Origin of the sequence: Niabella ginsenosidivorans, from assembly GCF_001654455.1 — a bacterium.
Classification (GTDB): Bacteria; Bacteroidota; Bacteroidia; order Chitinophagales; family Chitinophagaceae; genus Niabella; species Niabella ginsenosidivorans.
This window is the reverse complement of record NZ_CP015772.1, coordinates 4,884,809-4,901,694: the sequence shown is the minus strand read 5'-3', so window position 1 is coordinate 4,901,694 and position 16,886 is coordinate 4,884,809. Positions and strand designations below refer to the sequence as shown.

The 16,886-nt window shown below is 45.0% G+C and carries 11 protein-coding genes; 7 read left to right on the top strand and 4 right to left on the bottom strand.

Translation table 11 applies throughout. The annotated features are described in order from the left end of the window. Positions 1-58: 58 nt before the first annotated feature. The gene (locus tag A8C56_RS20680; protein WP_157098044.1) at positions 59-886 is read left to right on the top strand and encodes an alpha/beta hydrolase; all 828 of its coding nucleotides are present in this window, start codon (positions 59-61) and stop codon (positions 884-886) included. Between the two features lie 143 nt (positions 887-1,029). Here the strand turns inward: A8C56_RS20680 and A8C56_RS24205 are convergent, their stop codons facing one another. Continuing rightward, positions 1,030-1,791, bottom strand: a complete 762-nt coding sequence (locus tag A8C56_RS24205) for a response regulator transcription factor (RefSeq protein WP_084490315.1) — start codon at positions 1,789-1,791, stop codon at positions 1,030-1,032. Beyond that, positions 1,788-4,931, bottom strand: a complete 3,144-nt coding sequence (locus A8C56_RS20675) for a ligand-binding sensor domain-containing protein (protein WP_169818811.1) — start codon at positions 4,929-4,931, stop codon at positions 1,788-1,790. The genes A8C56_RS24205 and A8C56_RS20675 overlap by 4 nt, the downstream gene beginning before the upstream one ends. 203 nt (positions 4,932-5,134) lie before the next feature. Here A8C56_RS20675 and A8C56_RS20670 point away from each other — a divergent pair, with 203 nt between their 5' ends. From A8C56_RS20670 to A8C56_RS20650, 5 genes are all read left to right on the top strand, one after another. After that, on the top strand, positions 5,135-5,716 hold the full coding sequence (locus tag A8C56_RS20670; protein WP_067760311.1) for an RNA polymerase sigma-70 factor: 582 nt from the start codon (positions 5,135-5,137) through the stop codon (positions 5,714-5,716). 2 nt (positions 5,717-5,718) lie between these two features. Next, a complete protein-coding gene (locus A8C56_RS20665) occupies positions 5,719-8,007 on the top strand; it encodes a GH92 family glycosyl hydrolase (RefSeq protein WP_157098043.1) in 2,289 nt (762 codons plus the stop codon). 168 nt (positions 8,008-8,175) lie between these two features. Further along, positions 8,176-8,724, top strand: a complete 549-nt coding sequence (locus A8C56_RS20660) for an ORF6N domain-containing protein (protein ID WP_067760306.1) — start codon at positions 8,176-8,178, stop codon at positions 8,722-8,724. A 45-nt stretch (positions 8,725-8,769) separates the two neighbouring features. Next, on the top strand, positions 8,770-9,339 hold the full coding sequence (locus A8C56_RS20655) for an ORF6N domain-containing protein (RefSeq protein WP_067760304.1): 570 nt from the start codon (positions 8,770-8,772) through the stop codon (positions 9,337-9,339). Positions 9,340-9,978: 639 nt separating this feature from the next. After that, positions 9,979-11,529: a family 43 glycosylhydrolase gene (locus A8C56_RS20650; protein ID WP_218917213.1), complete on the top strand. Its 1,551-nt coding sequence runs from the start codon at positions 9,979-9,981 to the stop codon at positions 11,527-11,529. A 22-nt stretch (positions 11,530-11,551) separates the two neighbouring features. Here the strand turns inward: A8C56_RS20650 and A8C56_RS20645 are convergent, their stop codons facing one another. Both A8C56_RS20645 and A8C56_RS20640 read right to left on the bottom strand, forming a co-directional pair. Beyond that, positions 11,552-13,498, bottom strand: coding sequence for a sialate O-acetylesterase (locus A8C56_RS20645; protein WP_067760302.1), 1,947 nt, complete (start codon positions 13,496-13,498; stop codon positions 11,552-11,554). A gap of 14 nt (positions 13,499-13,512) precedes the next feature. Next, positions 13,513-14,910 carry an SGNH/GDSL hydrolase family protein gene (locus A8C56_RS20640; protein WP_169818810.1) on the bottom strand — a complete coding sequence of 466 codons (1,398 nt, stop codon included), beginning with the start codon at positions 14,908-14,910 and terminating at the stop codon, positions 13,513-13,515. A 549-nt stretch (positions 14,911-15,459) separates the two neighbouring features. Here A8C56_RS20640 and A8C56_RS20635 point away from each other — a divergent pair. Beyond that, on the top strand, positions 15,460-16,860 hold the full coding sequence (locus A8C56_RS20635; RefSeq protein WP_067760298.1) for a DUF5005 domain-containing protein: 1,401 nt from the start codon (positions 15,460-15,462) through the stop codon (positions 16,858-16,860). The last annotated feature ends 26 nt before the right edge of the window (positions 16,861-16,886 follow it).

Genomic DNA, 16,886 nt, shown 5'->3' with positions numbered 1-16,886 from the left:
AAAAACAGCAGCAGTTGTTGATTGCTGCCGGGCATACGATTGATTTCTTTAAAAAAAGATGATGAAAAAGAGCATATACATTTTTATTATAATGCTGTTTGGTGCTGTCATTGTATCTGCGCAGCCTTCTGTGGTGGAAATAACGTATAAAACAACAGACGCCACGCAGCTCAAAATGAAAATTTATTACCCGGCGGATTATAAAAAAGGAGCAAAATATCCGGCCATCATATTTTTCTTTGGCGGTGGATGGGCAGAGGGCACTATGGACCAGTTTAAAAACCAGGCGTTGTTTTTCGCTTCAAAAGGAATGATCGCCATAACACCAGACTACAGGGTAAAATCAAGACAGGGAACCACTCCGTTTGAAAGCGTAAAGGATGGGCGTTCTGCCATCCGTTATCTGAGGGGCCATAGCGCAGCATTGGGCATTGACCCGGATAAAATTGCCGCAGCCGGTGGTTCTGCCGGTGGGCATATAGCAGCAGCGGCCGATCTTACGCAAATTGATGAGGCAACAGATGACCTTCATATCAATGCGCGGCCCGATCTGCTGGCCTTGTTTAACCCGGTATTGAACAATGGACCCGGTAATTATGGTTACGACCTGTTCAAGGACCGGTTCCGGGAAATTTCGCCCTTTCATAATATTAAGAAAGGTGCGGCGCCTGCTATTATTTTTTTGGGAACGCGGGACAAATTGGTTCCTGTAGCAATAGCAAAACAGTACCAGCAAAAAATGCAGGAGGTAGGCAGCCGTTGTGATCTGCTGTTGTATGAAGGCCAGGGACATGGCTTTTTCAATTATAACAGGGGATCAAAATATTATAACGAAACCCTGGAGCAGCTTACCCGTTTTTTAAAAGAATTTGGTTATATCAAATAAACGGGCGCTGCCCGGTTTAAGACTGTCTGAAGAAAACCTTCCTGGTTCCTTTTTTGCTGATGTTACAGGGTTTTTATGCCATTTACATTGAAAGAACACTGTCAGATCCTGACGAATTAAAAGTTTAAATGGTATTATTCCCCTTATCCCTTTAAATGGCCGGAGATATATTCTGAAGGCATCATGCCGAATTGTTTCTCAAAATTTTTGCTGAAGATCTTGGGGGAATTATACCCCACCATTTCGGATACTTCATTGATGTTATGGCCATCGCTCATCAGCCGGGCGGCTTTTTTCAGCCGGGTGAGGTTGATAAGGTCATTAGGCGTTAGGTCCGAGATCGCATTGATTTTCCGGTAAAAAGTAGGCCGGCTCATGTTCAGGTACCGGGCCAGGCGGTCCACATCCAGCTCCGGCTCCTGCAAATGCTCTTCTATAATATGGTTCACTGTTTCTAAAAATTTTTCATCGGCTTTTGTATGGGCGATCGTTTTTAGCTGGGCAAGGGGTGAGTTGGCAAAATAGTTTTTTATTTTATTGCGGTTCTCCAGCAGGTTGGAGATCTGTATTTTCAGGTGTTTAGGTGAAAAGGGTTTTTCTATATAGACGTCTGCCCCAAGCTCCAGTCCCTGCAGGCGTGCCTGCAAGGTATTTTTGGCGGTTAACAGGATGCAGGGCAGGTGGCTGAGCTCCACATCGGATTTAATGATCCGGCATAATTCAAACCCATCCATCTGGGGCATCATCACATCACTTACGATCAGATCCACTATTTCGTTCCGGAGCACCTCCAGTGCCTCCTTGCCATTGGCGGTTTTCTTTACGGTATATTGATCGCACAGGTTGCTTTCAATAAAATCCAGGATCTCCCTGTTGTCTTCAACCAATAGAATTACAGCCTTCATACTATTTCCGGTTTTTGGGTTTGAGGGTTCAAAGGTAGTACCAGCACAAATACATTGACCTCCTGCTGATCAGGATCTATAAATAAGCGCCCATTATGCATTTCGGCCAGCGTACGGCTTAACGTAAGACCAATGCCCGTTCCTGACTGGCCGGACGTGTCCTTAACGCGGTAAAAACTTTCAAATACTTTATCCCGGTCTTCCTCCGGAATAACAAACCCGTCGTTGATAAAACGGGCTTTATAACTGTTGTGCTCATTGGTATAGGCTAAGTGAACCCGTACAAAGCTCCGGGCATATTTCACCGCATTGTCGATCAGGTTGCCGAATATTTTATTCAGCGCTTCTTCATCCGCATAAGCAAACACATCCGGTTCTGCCTGCAATTCAAAAGAGAGGTGGTTATACGCGGCAATGGGTTGAAACCGGGAAAAGAGCTCCTGTAACAGTTCCGAAATGTTCACGGTGGTATAATTCAGGTGAAAGCCATGCGTTTCAATCTTCCTGAAATCAAGGATCTGGTTGGCCAGGTGCGTCAGCCGGTCGGTATTGCGGCTCATCAGCTCCAGGTTCTTTTTTATGGGAGAAGTAGCTTCTATCTCGTCCATAATATTTTCCATAGGGCCTTTGATCAGGGTAAGAGGTGTTTTGATCTCATGCGCCACATTGGTGAAAAAATCTATTTTATCTTCATAATGCTCCTTTTCTTTTTCAAAGGCTAATTTTTCCATTCTTCTTTTATGCCGTTCTTTAGACCGGTTGATAAAGAATTTTATTGTCAGGAAAATAAGCAGCAACCCGGTGACTGCATAAAGCACATAAGCTTCCCAGGTTTGCCACAAGGGGGGCAGGATCTCGATTTCAAGCTGTGCAAAATCAACGGGCTTACCGGTATCATCTGTAATGGTTTTTACGATAAACGTGTATTGACCGGGCGCCAGCTCCGTATAATAGGCCTTCCGGTTGCTGGATAAATAGTTCCAGCCTTTATCCAGCCCCACCATCTGGTAGGCATATTGTATGGTAAGCGGGGAATTATAGTCTACACTTGCAAAATCAATACTAAATGTGGACTGGTTATGGGACAATGTTAATTTTCGGGTAAATAAAATGGATTGTTTTAACGGTGAATGACCGGCGTTGATCGGCAACTCTTTATTATAGATCTGGAAACCTGTTATGTACACAGGTGCGGAGAATTGTACATCAGGAATAGAATCAGGGTGAAAGCTGATCATGCCTTTTACACTTCCAAAATACAGGGTACCATCGTTGTCTCTGTATGCAGAGCGGTAATTGAACTGGTCCGTCAGCAAACCCTGTGATTTTGAAAAGAGCTGCATATGCCCGGTTGCCGGGGTAAAACGGACCAGCCCTTTTGAGGTACTGAGCCAGAGATTTTTTTTGCCGTCTTCCAGTATGGTATAAATAACATTGGCAGGCAGGCCCTCCTGGGTGGTATAAATCTTTAATTGACGGGTCTGCTCGTCAAAGCGGCATAAACCACCCTCCGTTGCCAGCCAGGTAATGCTATCAGCGCTGTAATAAATAGCATTGGTGATGTTACAGGCAAGGCTTTTGTTATTGTTGATCGAGAATACATAATGGCATACGTTTTGGGTTTGAGGCTGGTATTTGTACACACCGTTGCCATAGGTACCGGCCCAGATGTTGCCCTGGGGGTCTTCATGGAGTGTTCTGAAAAATGTATTTGGCAGCTGTGTAATACGGTGGAAGGTATTTTCCGGTTTGGAAAAAATAAAGGCACCCTTGTCTGTTGCTGCAATAATAGTCCCCTGCCGGGTTTTTATCAGGGAGCCGATAAAATTGCTTCCTATGGCAGCGTTTAACGTGTTGTAATTGTGCAGCCGGTTGCCGTTCAGATCCAGCAGATCCAGCCCGTGTAAGTAGGTACCGGCCCATATGGCGTCTTCTGTAACCAGTAAACTCTGCACGTTGGAATAAGAGATCGTGTTTTTATTGATGGCTGGGTTGAAGTTTTTAAAAGTTGATGTCTTTGGATCAAACCGGTTCAACCCGGCGTCTTCTGTTGCGATCCATAACAGGCCGTTCTTATCTTTGCGGATATCCCCCACGGCATAACCACTGATGGAGTTTTCGCTTGTTTTGGGAAAATATTTTTTAAAGAGCATCTGGTCCTTGGAATAATAATTGACCCCTCCAAAGTAGGTGCTGGCCCATATACCTCCCTGCCGGTCTTTGCAAAGTGCCTGTACAATGTTATCAGAAAGCGAATAGGGATCTTCGTATTTTTTACGGATGTAATGATACTGACTGGTAAACGGGTCGATGATATAGATGCCCGACTGTGTGGCCACCCAATACTCATGCGTACCGGCTTTCAGGATGTCCATAACGGTAATATCCGTTTTATCCGGGTTATAGGTGATCAGGTTTTTATAGGCGCCGGTACGGGTATCCAGCAGCTTTAACCCCTCGTTGGAGGTTCCTGCCAGTGCCAACCCGTTTCCCAATTCACAAACAGACTGTATCCATTTGGAGACGGGATGTGCCGACCTGCTGAACAGGTCATAGGTTTTGTCAAAGCTGTTCCGGCCCGGATTATACCGTGCAATAATGCCGGTAGAGGTGGTGATCCATAAACTGCCGTCGCTGAACCGTGCAAATGCGGTAACCTCTTTCTGGAATGAATAGGTGTGGAGCTGCTTGGTTTTGGTATTATAACTGTACAGAACATACAGGGTAATATAATAAACCTCATCCCCAATTACCTTTACGGATTGAACCGCCCCGTTGCCGGCGGGTTTGAAGGGCTCAAATTCTTCTGTGAGCTCATCAAAAATATAAAGCCCTTTTTCGGTACCCACCCATATTTTTTTATCAGGCGCTTCAGATAAACTGATAATGGCGTTACTCCCAATGGTGCGCTGATCAGAAGGGTTGTTCCGGAATATTTTATAGGACAACCCGTCAAACCGGTTTAACCCATCGCGTGTGCCAAACCACATAAAGCCCAGTTTATCCTGCATCATGCACAATACCGCGTTATTGGACAGCCCGTCTTCTACCTGGTAATGGGTAAAATAATAGGATTGTGAAATGCCATTAAAAATTCCACAAAAAGAAAGGATCAAAAAAAGTAACAGTCGTTTCCTCATATGACGTATCCCGTATAAATGATACAACAAAGTAATTGAATTCATGCAAATGGTGGCGCTGTTGTTATAGAGGAGAAAGAAGAATGAGACAAAAAAGGAGATATTTGAAACAAAAACAGGCCGATTTGTTTCAATCTATTTTCAATATTGCAATCGGTATTTTTCACAGAAAAACGATTGTTCCGTAATATAAATCGATTGCTATGATTAAAATGGGCAGCTATTACAAAACATTGTCTGACGAGGAGCTTTTTTTGCTTTTGAAAAAAGAGGATAATAGGGCCTTTGACGAGATCTATAAACGCTACCGGGGCCTGCTGAAGTCACTGGCTGAAAAAATGCTGGAATCCACCCAGGTGGCGGAGGATATTGTACAGGAGATTTTCCTGAACCTGTACTGCCGGAGAGAACAAATTGATATTAAGATCTCCCTGAAATATTACCTTCTCAAAGCCATAAAGTTCAAAATATTGAACGAGTTCCGTTCTTCCGGGGTACGGAATGCCTACCGGCGGCATCTTTTTTTCCAGGGGCAGTTAATTTCCCCGGAAAACAGTCATTTTGATTGTGAGGTAAAAGACCTGAATACGAACATTCAGCTTTCTATAAACGCGTTGCCCGATAAGTGCAAAACCGCCTTCCTGCTGAGCCGTAGTGAAGAGCTGTCTTATAAGGACATTTCCGGCTATATGGGAATATCAGTCAGCACAGTGGAAAAGCACATCAGCAAGGCACTGCGGCTTTTAAAATCGAATTTACTGGTTGCTGATTTTTCAATTAACTGATTATGTTCTTATTTTATAAAAAGAGTTTTATCAAAGCGGTTTGTTTTTTACTTTTTTGTATAACTACGCACGCGCAAAAAAAACAACTGGTAGATTATGTGAGCACCCTGCAGGGAACCAACTCCGGTTGGGACCTGTCTTATGGAAATGTGTACCCAACGATAGCGCTGCCATTCCCGGTCCACTCCTGGTCGCCACAGACCGGTAAAAATGGCGATGGATGGAAATATACTTATAAAGCCACTACCATAAGAGGCTTTCAGCAGGTGCACCAGTGCAGCCCCTGGATGGGTGATTATGGGGTTTTTTCCCTGATGCCGGTTTGGGGAAGCCTGAAAGTAAATGAGGAAGAACGGGCCATACCTTTCCGGCATGCAAATGAAATTGCCAAACCGTCCTACTATAAGGTCCGGTTTGATAACGGGATCGTTTCTGAAATTACGCCTACTGAGAGGGCGGCTTATATGCGCTTTTCCTTCCCAAAAGAAGGCGATGCGTTTCTGGTGTTTGACGGATATACCAAATTTTCATCGGTGACCATTGTACCGGAACAGAAAAAGCTGATCGGCTATGTAACCAACGGCACCTTTATTCCCAAGGAATTTAAGAACTATTTTGTGATCGAATTTGATCAGCCTTTTGCCGGTTATGGTACCTGGAGTAATGAGGGGAAAACAATAACTCCCAAAAACAGTTCGGCCTCCGGAGAAAAGCAGGGGGCTTTTATCCGGTTTAAACCAGGTACGGTGGTGCAGGTAAGGGTAAGCTCTTCATACATCAGCCCGGAACAGGCTGCATTGAATCTGAAACAGGAGCTGGGAGGTTTCCGCAAATTTGAAGAGGCGCGGCAGGCGGCAGATAAAACATGGAATACCTTACTGGGCCGGATGAAGGTAGAAGGGGGGACAGAAGATGATAAAGCTACCTTTTATTCCTGTTTGTTCCGGGCTAATTTGTTCAGCCACAAATTTTACGATCTGAAGGAGGACGGGTCGCCGTATTATTTCAGCCCGTATGATGCAAAAGTGCATGATGGCTATATGTATACCGACAACGGGTTCTGGGACACTTTCCGGGCGCAATTTCCTTTAAGCAATATTTTACACCCGACCATGCAGGGCCGGTATATGCAATCCCTGCTGGATGCACAGGAGCAATACGGTTTTTTCCCCACCTGGTCCAACCCGGGCATGTCAGGAGTAATGATCGGCAATCATGCCATATCCTTATTAACAGATGCCTGGATGAAGGGCATCCGGACCTTTGATCCCGAGAAAGTACTTCAGGCCTATTTTCATGAAGCTACTAATAAAGGCCCCTGGGGCGGTTCCAGCGGAAGAGAAGGGCATGAGTATTGGTTCAGTCTGGGATACATTCCCTATAAAGAAGTATCGGAAAGCGGGGCAAAATCCCTGGAATATGCGTATGATGATTTTTGTGGATACCAGCTTGCCAAAGCTACGGGTAACCGGTTTTATGAAAATATATTTGCGCGGCAAATGTTCAATTATAAAAACGTGTTTGATACAACCGTTGGGTTTGTGCGGGGCCGGGATAAAAACGGAAACTGGGTGCCCAAAGATTTTGATCCTGTGGAATGGGGCGACCCGTTTACGGAAGGCAATCCCTGGCAATGGAGCTGGTCCGTTTTTCATGACATCAACGGGTTGATGCAATTAATGGGTGGCAAGGAGCGGTTTAATGCAAAGCTGGATAGCCTGTTTACCGCACCCAACACGGTAAAATATGGTTCCTATGGTCATGAAATCCATGAAATGAAGGAAATGGTTTTGCAGGATATAGGCCAGTATGCGCATGGTAATGAGCCGGTACAACACGCGGCATACCTGTATAACTATTCCGGCCAGCCCTGGAAAGCGCAAAAGCAACTGCGGGAGATCATGCGGAAGATCTATAACGCCACGCCTGACGGATTTCCGGGCGATGAAGACCAGGGGGAAACTTCATCGTGGTACGTGTTAAGCGCGCTTGGCCTGTACGCTGTTTGCCCGGGCACGGATCAGTATGTGATCGGCAGCCCGATGTTCAATAGGATAACAATTACGCTTGAAAACGGCAAACAGTTTACGGTGCTGGCAAAGAACAACAGTGAAAAAAATGTATATATACAATCAGCCAAACTGAATGGCAAAATATATGATCGTAACTGGATCACGTATGCAGATATTACGAACGGTGGTGTGCTGGAACTGGAAATGAGCGCTGTGCCCAATAAAGAAAGAGGCACGGGGCCGGACGCGGTTCCTTTTTCTGTTTCCTTAAATCATTAAGCGGGAATAAAACACCTTGTTTTGCAATACTTCCGGAACAGAAAAGTACCGGATTGCAGTTCTGTAAACAGATATTTTGTTTATCTTTATAGGAAGGATGATAAAGCAGAGAAGCTGATGAAAGACACCTGATGATTATCTGTTAGCCAATGTTTAAAACACTACCTCATGGCAAAAAAGGAACTGCAAATTCTGGTAGCAGATCAAAAGATCCTCAACCGTATTTACGTTATTCGTGACCAGAAAGTAATGCTGGATAAAGATCTGGCAGAGATGTATGGCGTGGAAACAAAGCGCCTGAATGAGCAGGTAAAACGCAATGGTAAACGATTCCCCAAAGACTTCATGTTTACGCTTACACAAAAGGAGTTCGGCAACTTGAGGTCGCAATTTGCGACCTCAAGTTGGGGTGGTATTCGCTATCTGCCTAATGCTTTTACCGAACAGGGGATTGCCATGTTATCCAGCGTGTTGAACAGCGAAATAGCTATAGAAGTAAACATTCGTATCATTCGTGTTTTCACCAAACTCCGGGATTATGCACTTACGCATAAAGACATATTGCGGCAGCTTGCCCAATTAGAAAAAGAAGTAAAAGGCAATACGCGGGACATTGAAGCTATTTTTGTGGTATTAAAAGAGCTGATAGAAAAACAAAGTATGCCAACACCCAGGAATAAGATTGGCTTTCGGCAATACGGTGATAAAAAGGGATGAAAAGTCCTGGCAATTATTATTAGTTAACCGATAAAACACCGCTTTATGGCAAAAAAGGAGCTGCAAATTCTCGTAGCAGAACAAAAAATACTCAACCGCATTTACGTCATTCGTGGTCAAAAGATTATGCTGGATAAAGACCTGGCTGAAATGTATGGGGTGGAAACGAAGCAATTAAAAAGGCAGGTGAAACGAAATATAGAACGCTTCCCAAAAGATTTTATGTTTGAGCTTACAAAAAAAGAGTTTGAAAACCTGAGGTACCAAATTGGCACCTCAAGTTTGCCGGCAAACCTGGCAGGATGGGGTGGTACCAGGTACCTGCCAATGGCATTTACGGAACAGGGTGTAGCCATGTTGTCAGGCATACTAAACAGTAAAACTGCTATTGAAGTGAATATTCGTATTATCAGGGTATTTACCAAACTTAGAGAATACACGCTTACTCATAAAGAAATATTGATGCAGCTTGCACAGCTGGAAAAAGAAGTAAAAGGCAATACGCAGGATATTGAAAATATTTTCGTGGTGCTGAAAGAGCTTATAGAAAAACAAAGCACGCCAACGCCCAGGAATAAGATCGGTTTTAAACAATACGGTGATGAGAAAGGATGAATAACCACAAAGCAGCGATGATGGGCTGTTTAAGCCTGCAGATCGTTAGTATTACCGCAGAAAACGCTGATCTACTCAGAAGAAAATTATCTGCATAGAGAGCTTGTCATGGTGAGGCACAAATAAAGGGCATTATGTTCATTCGGATGACAAGTTTTTTTTAATCGTCATCCCGACCAAACCCGCTTTCAGCGGGTGCGCAGAGGGATCTCATCTGTTACAGAGATCTCTCCGCTCGTTCTTCGAACTCGGTCGAGATGACGATCTTGTATATTGTTGGCTTTCAAAACAATAAGATACCTGTCAATAACAGCCTGATGCCTGCTCGCCAGGGAGGGAACCATGTTAGACGCGTCACCCTGAGCGGATTCCGCTAAAGGTGGAAGGAGCCGAAGGGTCTCCCAGATTTGTAAGAGATGTTTCGGTTGAGACTGGGAGCTTTGTCGTAGATCAGTGAAAGCAATCTGCGAAAATCAGCAGGAGCTGTTCATACAAAGAGTTTGACAACTTGAAGTCGCAATTTGCGACCTCAAGTTGATCTGTTGGTTTTGTTGATCCCTTCCCTGTGTATTGTGTTTTATACGATATTTGTCTGCCTGATAAATAGTCAAAAACGAAAAATTCCCAAAGAATCAGCATATGAATAGAATGTTATTGCTTATCAGCCTGGTCAGCCAGGTGCTTACCGGTTTGTTCGTACCCGCTTCAGCAGCTGTCATAAACACTTTTGACAATGCCAGGACTGAGTTTACGGATACTACACTGACTCAACCTGTGATCCCCGGTGATTTTGCGGATCCTTCGGTTATCCGTGTGGGAGATACCTATTATGCTGCGGCCACCTCCTCCGAGTGGGCACCGCATTACCCGCTTTTTACTTCAAAAGACCTGATTCACTGGAAGCAATTGGGGTATGTATTCCCTCAAACGCCGGTTTGGGCGTCGGCTTCTTTCTGGGCACCTGAATTATTTTATCATAACGGTACCTATTATGTTTATTATACAGCCCGCCGGAAATCAGATGGCATTTCCTGCATTGGTGTAGCCACATCAAAGGATCCTGAAAAGGGCTTTACGGATCATGGCATCATAGTAGCATTTGGTAAAGAGGCGATTGATGCCTTTGTTATTGAAAGCGAAGGGATGTTATACATCACATTTAAGGCATATGGCCTGGATAAACGCCCCATTGAACTACTGGGCTACCAGCTTACAGCCGATGGATTGAAAACGGTTGGCGAACCGTTTATGTTGCTGCGCGATGAAGAGCGCATGGGAATGGAAGGACAGTGCATTGTTAAGCGGAATAACTATTACTATTTATTTTATTCTGCCGGTGGCTGTTGCGGGCGCAGTTGCAGCTATCATGTAAATGTTGCCCGCTCTGCATCACTGAAAGGGCCCTATGTAAAATATGATAAAAACCCCGTGCTTACCGGATATGATACCTGGAAATGTACCGGTCATGGAACCATCGTTACCACGGCAAAAGGAAAAGATTTTTATTTATACCATGCCTATAGTAAGAAAGATGATGTGTACACCGGGCGACAGGGAATGCTGGCAAGCCTGAGCTGGAACGAATATATAGGCTGGCCGTTGTTACAACCGGTCAGCGGTGAAAAGCCGGCAGGTTTTGCAGATGAGTTTTTATCCAATAAATTAAGTGATGCCTGGCAATGGGATTTCCGTCATGCAACGCCGGATATAAAGACAGAGAATGGGGTACTGTATTTATCCGGCAAGACCACCGCGAATAATAAGACCGGAACCGCATTGACCATCCGGCCTTACTCCGCCAATTATGAAATCACTACAGTCGTAAAGAACCACAATGCATCCCTGAAAGGGCTGGTGGTTTATGGTGATGCCAACCAGGCTGTCGGTATAGGCGTTCAAAATGATTTGGTGCAGGTGTGGTCTGTAAAAGATAGCGTAAAGAAAGTATTGAGTGAAATACCGGTAAAAGCAGCGTTCGTGTATTTGAAGATTACTGTCAGGAAAGGGCATCAGTTGCAGTTTTTCCGGGGCACTGCTGACGGAGCATGGAAGGAGCTTACTACTGGTGAACCCTATTTTAATGCCGACTTTTTATCTCAATGGGACCGCAGCCCAAGGCCCGGGTTGATACAACAGGGCACTGCGCCCGCGGCGTTTGATTTTTTTAAAATAAACTATACTGACAACTGATTACTAATCACTCGCCCTTCTTTTATTCCGCATAAGAGAATTTTTTCCCGGCAGTGGTCAGTGGTAAAGTATCCGTACGGAAAGGGGCAACCGGTAAGTTATTCCTGTTATATAGGTCAATTACACCAGGCTCTCCGCTCCATAAATATCTTACTGCAACGGGAGATGATACGGCGGAACTGTAAACGATCACCGTATTATTGTTTTTAACCGCAGCCTTTGCCCAGTGAAAAACATGGTCGCTGCCACAAATGGCAAACCCGCGGATATAACCGTATTTGTCCTTGGTCCGGATATTCTGGTCAAAAGTAACCAGTATGCTGTCTCCGACGACCTGCATGCTTTTGTATTGCGGACTTACAGCAATGCTATCTGCTCCATATACAAGGCTTAGGGCCGTCATGCCCAGCCGGTTACCAACCGCCAGCTTATTATGCGGATGTAAATTAGTTGCTTCACCCACGTCAATGGTTATTGCCATGCCCGTGTTGGGCAAGGATAAAGCAGCGGCTTGCGCTTCTCTCAGTTCGGCCCAGTCATTGCTCTCCGGCTGTTCGGGCTCTTTTCCCAAATTGGGTAGCTGTACAATTAAAAAAGGCAGATTACCCTGGTCAAACTGTTTGCGCCAGTCCCTGATCATTGCCGGCAGCAGTTGTTTATATTCTTCCGCCCGCCCGGTATTGGCCTCTCCCTGGTACCAGATGAATCCTTTAATACTTAAGGGCGTTAAAGGGGCAATGTTCGCGTTATATAAAATGGTGGGGGTGCCAAAAATATAGGCATTTGCAAAAAGCGGTCTTTTAAATTTGGCAGCATCTATCTGTACGCCTTTTTTATACTTCCATTCACCCGCCCAGAAAGGGCTCCAGAACATATTATACATGCCGCCTTTGCCACCGGCATCAAATACACGTACCACTGCAACATTATTTTTGGGTTGAATGATACTGTCAGGGATCTTATAGGTATACAGATTCATATTGCCATAGCCTTCACCAACTTTCACACCGTTTACCCAGCAGATATTGTAATCGTCCACCTGCCCCAGGCTGATGTTGGCCTGCCCGAGCAGATCCCTGGGCAAAGAATCATAGCTTTTGCGGAACCATACAGATCCGTCATAGTCTTTCAGCTCGTTATCTTCCCAATGCGAGGGCTGGTTCATCGGCTTCCAGTCGCTGGTAGCTGTTTCGGGCCGGAACCATTGCTGTATTAAACCCGGGTCGTCTTTCAGATAATAATTTTTGTTCCAGGAGGATTTGATCTTTTCAAAATCATCCGTTATCTGTTTCATACTTTTATCGGGGGCAATATACCGGTTGTAAAAACCATCAAACTGCGGGAATTGGTGGATCGCTTCATTGCTCATCCATTCTTCAATGGCTGTTGCGCCCAGGTTATCACTGATCAAACCTATAGGAACATTTAAATGCTGTTGCAGGTAGCTGCCAAAGAAAAAGCCAACAGCCGTAAAATTTTTTGCTTCTTTTGCTGTGGCTGTTTTCCAGGAACCTCCTTTTAAAGTATCCTGCGGTACAAAATCCATTCCGGTTCCTGCCGTAAATAACCGGATATGGGGATTGTTGCATGCAGAGCTGTCCGGCTGGGGTATTGCTTCCCGCACGCTGAACTGCATATTGCTTTGCCCGCTGCAGATCCATACATCGCCAAACAGCACATTATCCAGGGCTATTGTATTTTTCCCATTAATAAGGATCCTGTAAGGCCCCCCGGCCGGCTGTGCCGGTAAGGTAATCTTCCATTTCCCGTTTACTGCGGTGGTGCGGTAAGTGGTATTATTGAATGTAAGGGTCACCACTTCGCCCTTATCTGCCGTACCCCATATAGTACAGGGTTTGTCTCTTTGCAGCACCATATTGTTCTGGAATAAGACCGGCAATTTTATATCTGCCCGGGCCGCACTGGAAGCCAGCAGCAAAAAGAGGGCGAGCGTATATCGGAACTTCATGAAATCCTTTTTTCTTAGTGTGCTGCTTCAATGGTGATGGTATGAGTTACCGGTTGGGCCAGTGCATACATTTTGTCGGCCATATCGTTCATTTCTTTTATAGTGGCAACACGCGCGCTTTTATCACGCATAGCCAGGTAGCTATCCTTTTTGCTGGCAATGGCCCAGTCTGTCTTTGCTTTTGCAACCACAGAATCCGTAATGGCGGGGGAATCCTGCAGGAACCACCCCCTGTCATAGAGATAGTCATAGTTTACCCAATAATACGCACGTATTTGATCTTCCAGTTCTTTACGTTTTAATTGCAGGGCGGCTACCTGTTTTGCCTGTTTATATTGAGGTGTATTGCCCAGCAAAGCCAGGTTAATGCCACTGTTCAGCTCAGCACCTGTAAAGTTGCTGATGGTAATGCCGTCAATTTTTAATACATAATTTTTTGATGCTTCCAATCCCTTTACAGCCAGCAGCTCTTCGTTAAATTCTTTTATAAACGGTATGGACTTTAAGGCATCATACTGTTTTTGAGGATTCTCCCAGACCCTGGAAACGGAATCTATTGGGAAGGGCAGCGACTTTGCCAGATAGTTAAATGAAATGCCCGGTGTATTTTTATTAACTGAACTAACGGCGGCGTTTTCTGCACGGATTATTTTTTTGCGGCTTGCATCAATCACTACATCCGCTACGGGTTTACCGGCCAGCCCCTGGGCTTTTAAAAATAAATAGGCCATTACAAAATGCCCGGCATTGCCCGGGTGTATCCTGTCCGGGCCTGTTAATGTAAAAGCTGTATCTGTTTGCTGTCCTTTTTTATCCAGCTCGGTCATGGGGTAAAACAGGTCTACATACGCCCAGTTGTTTTTTATGGCTGCTTTTTTCTGAAAAGCAACAATTCCTTCCATTGTTTTAAATTTGCCCCGGAACGGGTCTTTGCCGTTCTTTACCGTTTCATCATAAGGAGAAGAGGTCATCATGATTTTTTTGATGTTGGGGTAGGCATTTGCTTTATCCCGGATCTTTTCAAACCATTTAAAAGAAGTGTCAATCGCATCTTTGCGTACACTGTCGACCTTGTCCTTATGCATCCAGTATTCAAAATAACGGCTGTCATTCATGCCAAAGCTGATCGACAATACTGTTGGTTTTTTTGCCAGCAGGTCACTGTCCATCCGTATATAGATCTGCCTTGCCACGTCCCCCCCGATGCCGCCGTTGTAGACGGTAATTTTTCTCTCCGGGAAATGGGTAATGTAGTACAGCCAGATATAGGCTTCATAAAAGCCGTGCTCCGTAATGCTGTTACCCGCAAATACCACCCGGTCGCCGTTTACAAAAGGAGCAGGTTTTTTTTGAGCAAGAACAGGTGTAATTGTGAAGCAGTAGCAACAAACTGCGATGAGCATTTTATTCATATACATTTCTTAATAATGAAAAAAACCATTCTATATAATAAAGTACAATAATAAGGCGCTTACCTCTATTCCGGCGGGAGGATTATTATGCCATTCATCAGGAGGTATTTTTTATTTGAATTCCGGGGATGACGTGGTGAGCCTGACGAACCATGATCCGATTGTAAACGCACCCTTCGTCAGGCTGTTAATGCCAGATGTGCAGTTTTGAAAATCAATCTTTTTCTCGTCATGCCGAGCGTAGCCGAGGCATCTCTGTAATCCCGGGGACCCTTTCGCTCCGGTCAGGGTGACGACAAGAATATATGTCGTTACCCGGATGATTTTACTACGCAAAAAACTCAATAGGAAAATCAAGAAGCCTTTTTGATCAATTCAGGAAAATATGTGTACAAAGTATTGTCCACCTTAATAACTATTATCGGGGGCAAAATAGAGGTTTTAGCCTGTTAAAGTGTCTTTTAAAAGAAGGAACTAAAATGCCTGCGAAAAAGGCCCTGCTGTGGTTGAATGGCAGGTAAAAAGACGTTTATGCGAAAAATGGTGTCAATGAAGAATATTTTACCCGGTATGCTTATTTGTCTGTTTGCAATCGCCTGCCAGAAAGACGTATTGAAAGGATATAAAAGCCCGGAACGGGCCATCCTGTTTTACAATATTGACGGGCAGATCGGCAAAACAGTGATCACACGTAGCGTAGATAGCTCAGTGGTAACGGTTACCCTGCCGCCAACGATGGATCTTACGGCTGTAAAACCACAGATTGCTGTTTCTGAAAATGCCACCATTTCTCCTGCTTCCGGGGAAGCGGTCGATTTTTCTGCCAGTAAAACCAAGACCTATACCGTCATTTCAGCGGATGGCAGCAAAAGAGAATGGACCGTGCGGATACAGCTTTCAGAGGAGCCTTTTCCGGGGCTGGTCTTAATACCCAATGAAGGGAAATGGGACGCGAAGGTAAAGGTGTACAGCGATACCCTTTATAACAGTTATTTAACCCGGTATTCCGGCTGGAACGGTGCGGATGGCTGTTACTCCACGCTATTACCGGATGGCAGTTTATTGTGGACCTTCCAGGACAGCTTTTTCGGGGAGGTAACACCGGAGCGGGCAAGGGTCGACAATGCCTTTGTACGGAATACCGGCATATTGCAAAAAGACCGCTCTCTGAGCAGCTTTATACAGCTGAACCCCGGTACGGGCAACCAATCCCAGACATGGATCAGATACCCCGGCAATACCAATGATGAGGATGACCTGTACTGGCCGGGGAGTGCCCATATCTATAACAATAAAGTACAGCTGCCTATGGGGCATATGCATAAAAATCCTGAAACGGGCCAGCTGGAACATCTTTCAACAGATGTGGCCATTCTTTCCCTACCGGATCTTGCTGTTGAAAAAATTGTAAGGGATGTGGATACCACAAGGAATACCGGCTATGATTCCGGTACTTTTGATGCGGAGGATGGCTATACCTATATATACGGAACAGAGAACGGATGGCTGACAACGATGCTGCATGTTGCCAGGGCGCCCGGTCATGACCTTACCGCAAAATGGGAATATCTTACAGAGAGTGGCTGGGCTGATCAACCCGACGGGCATTTTATTGCCAGGGATGTAACACTGCCCAATGTTTTTAAAGACGGGGGTAAATACTACCTCGTTTCCCAGCAAATCGTTTACGGCCAGGATATTTATATTTTTGAAAGCACATCGCCCGTAGGGCCATGGACCAACAAGCGCACGCTTTACCGGATACCGGATAAATACAACGGAACAGATATTTTGACTTACAATGCATCGGTACATGCAGGGTTATCCCAGCAGGGAGAGCTGGTAATTTCCTACAACATCAATCCTGTTGATTTCTGGAGTAACTTTAATAACCCGGGCAGTGCAGACCGGTACCGGCCTTACTTTGTACGGGTCTTTAACTGGAAATAATTATTTTGAACAATCAGCTAAACAAT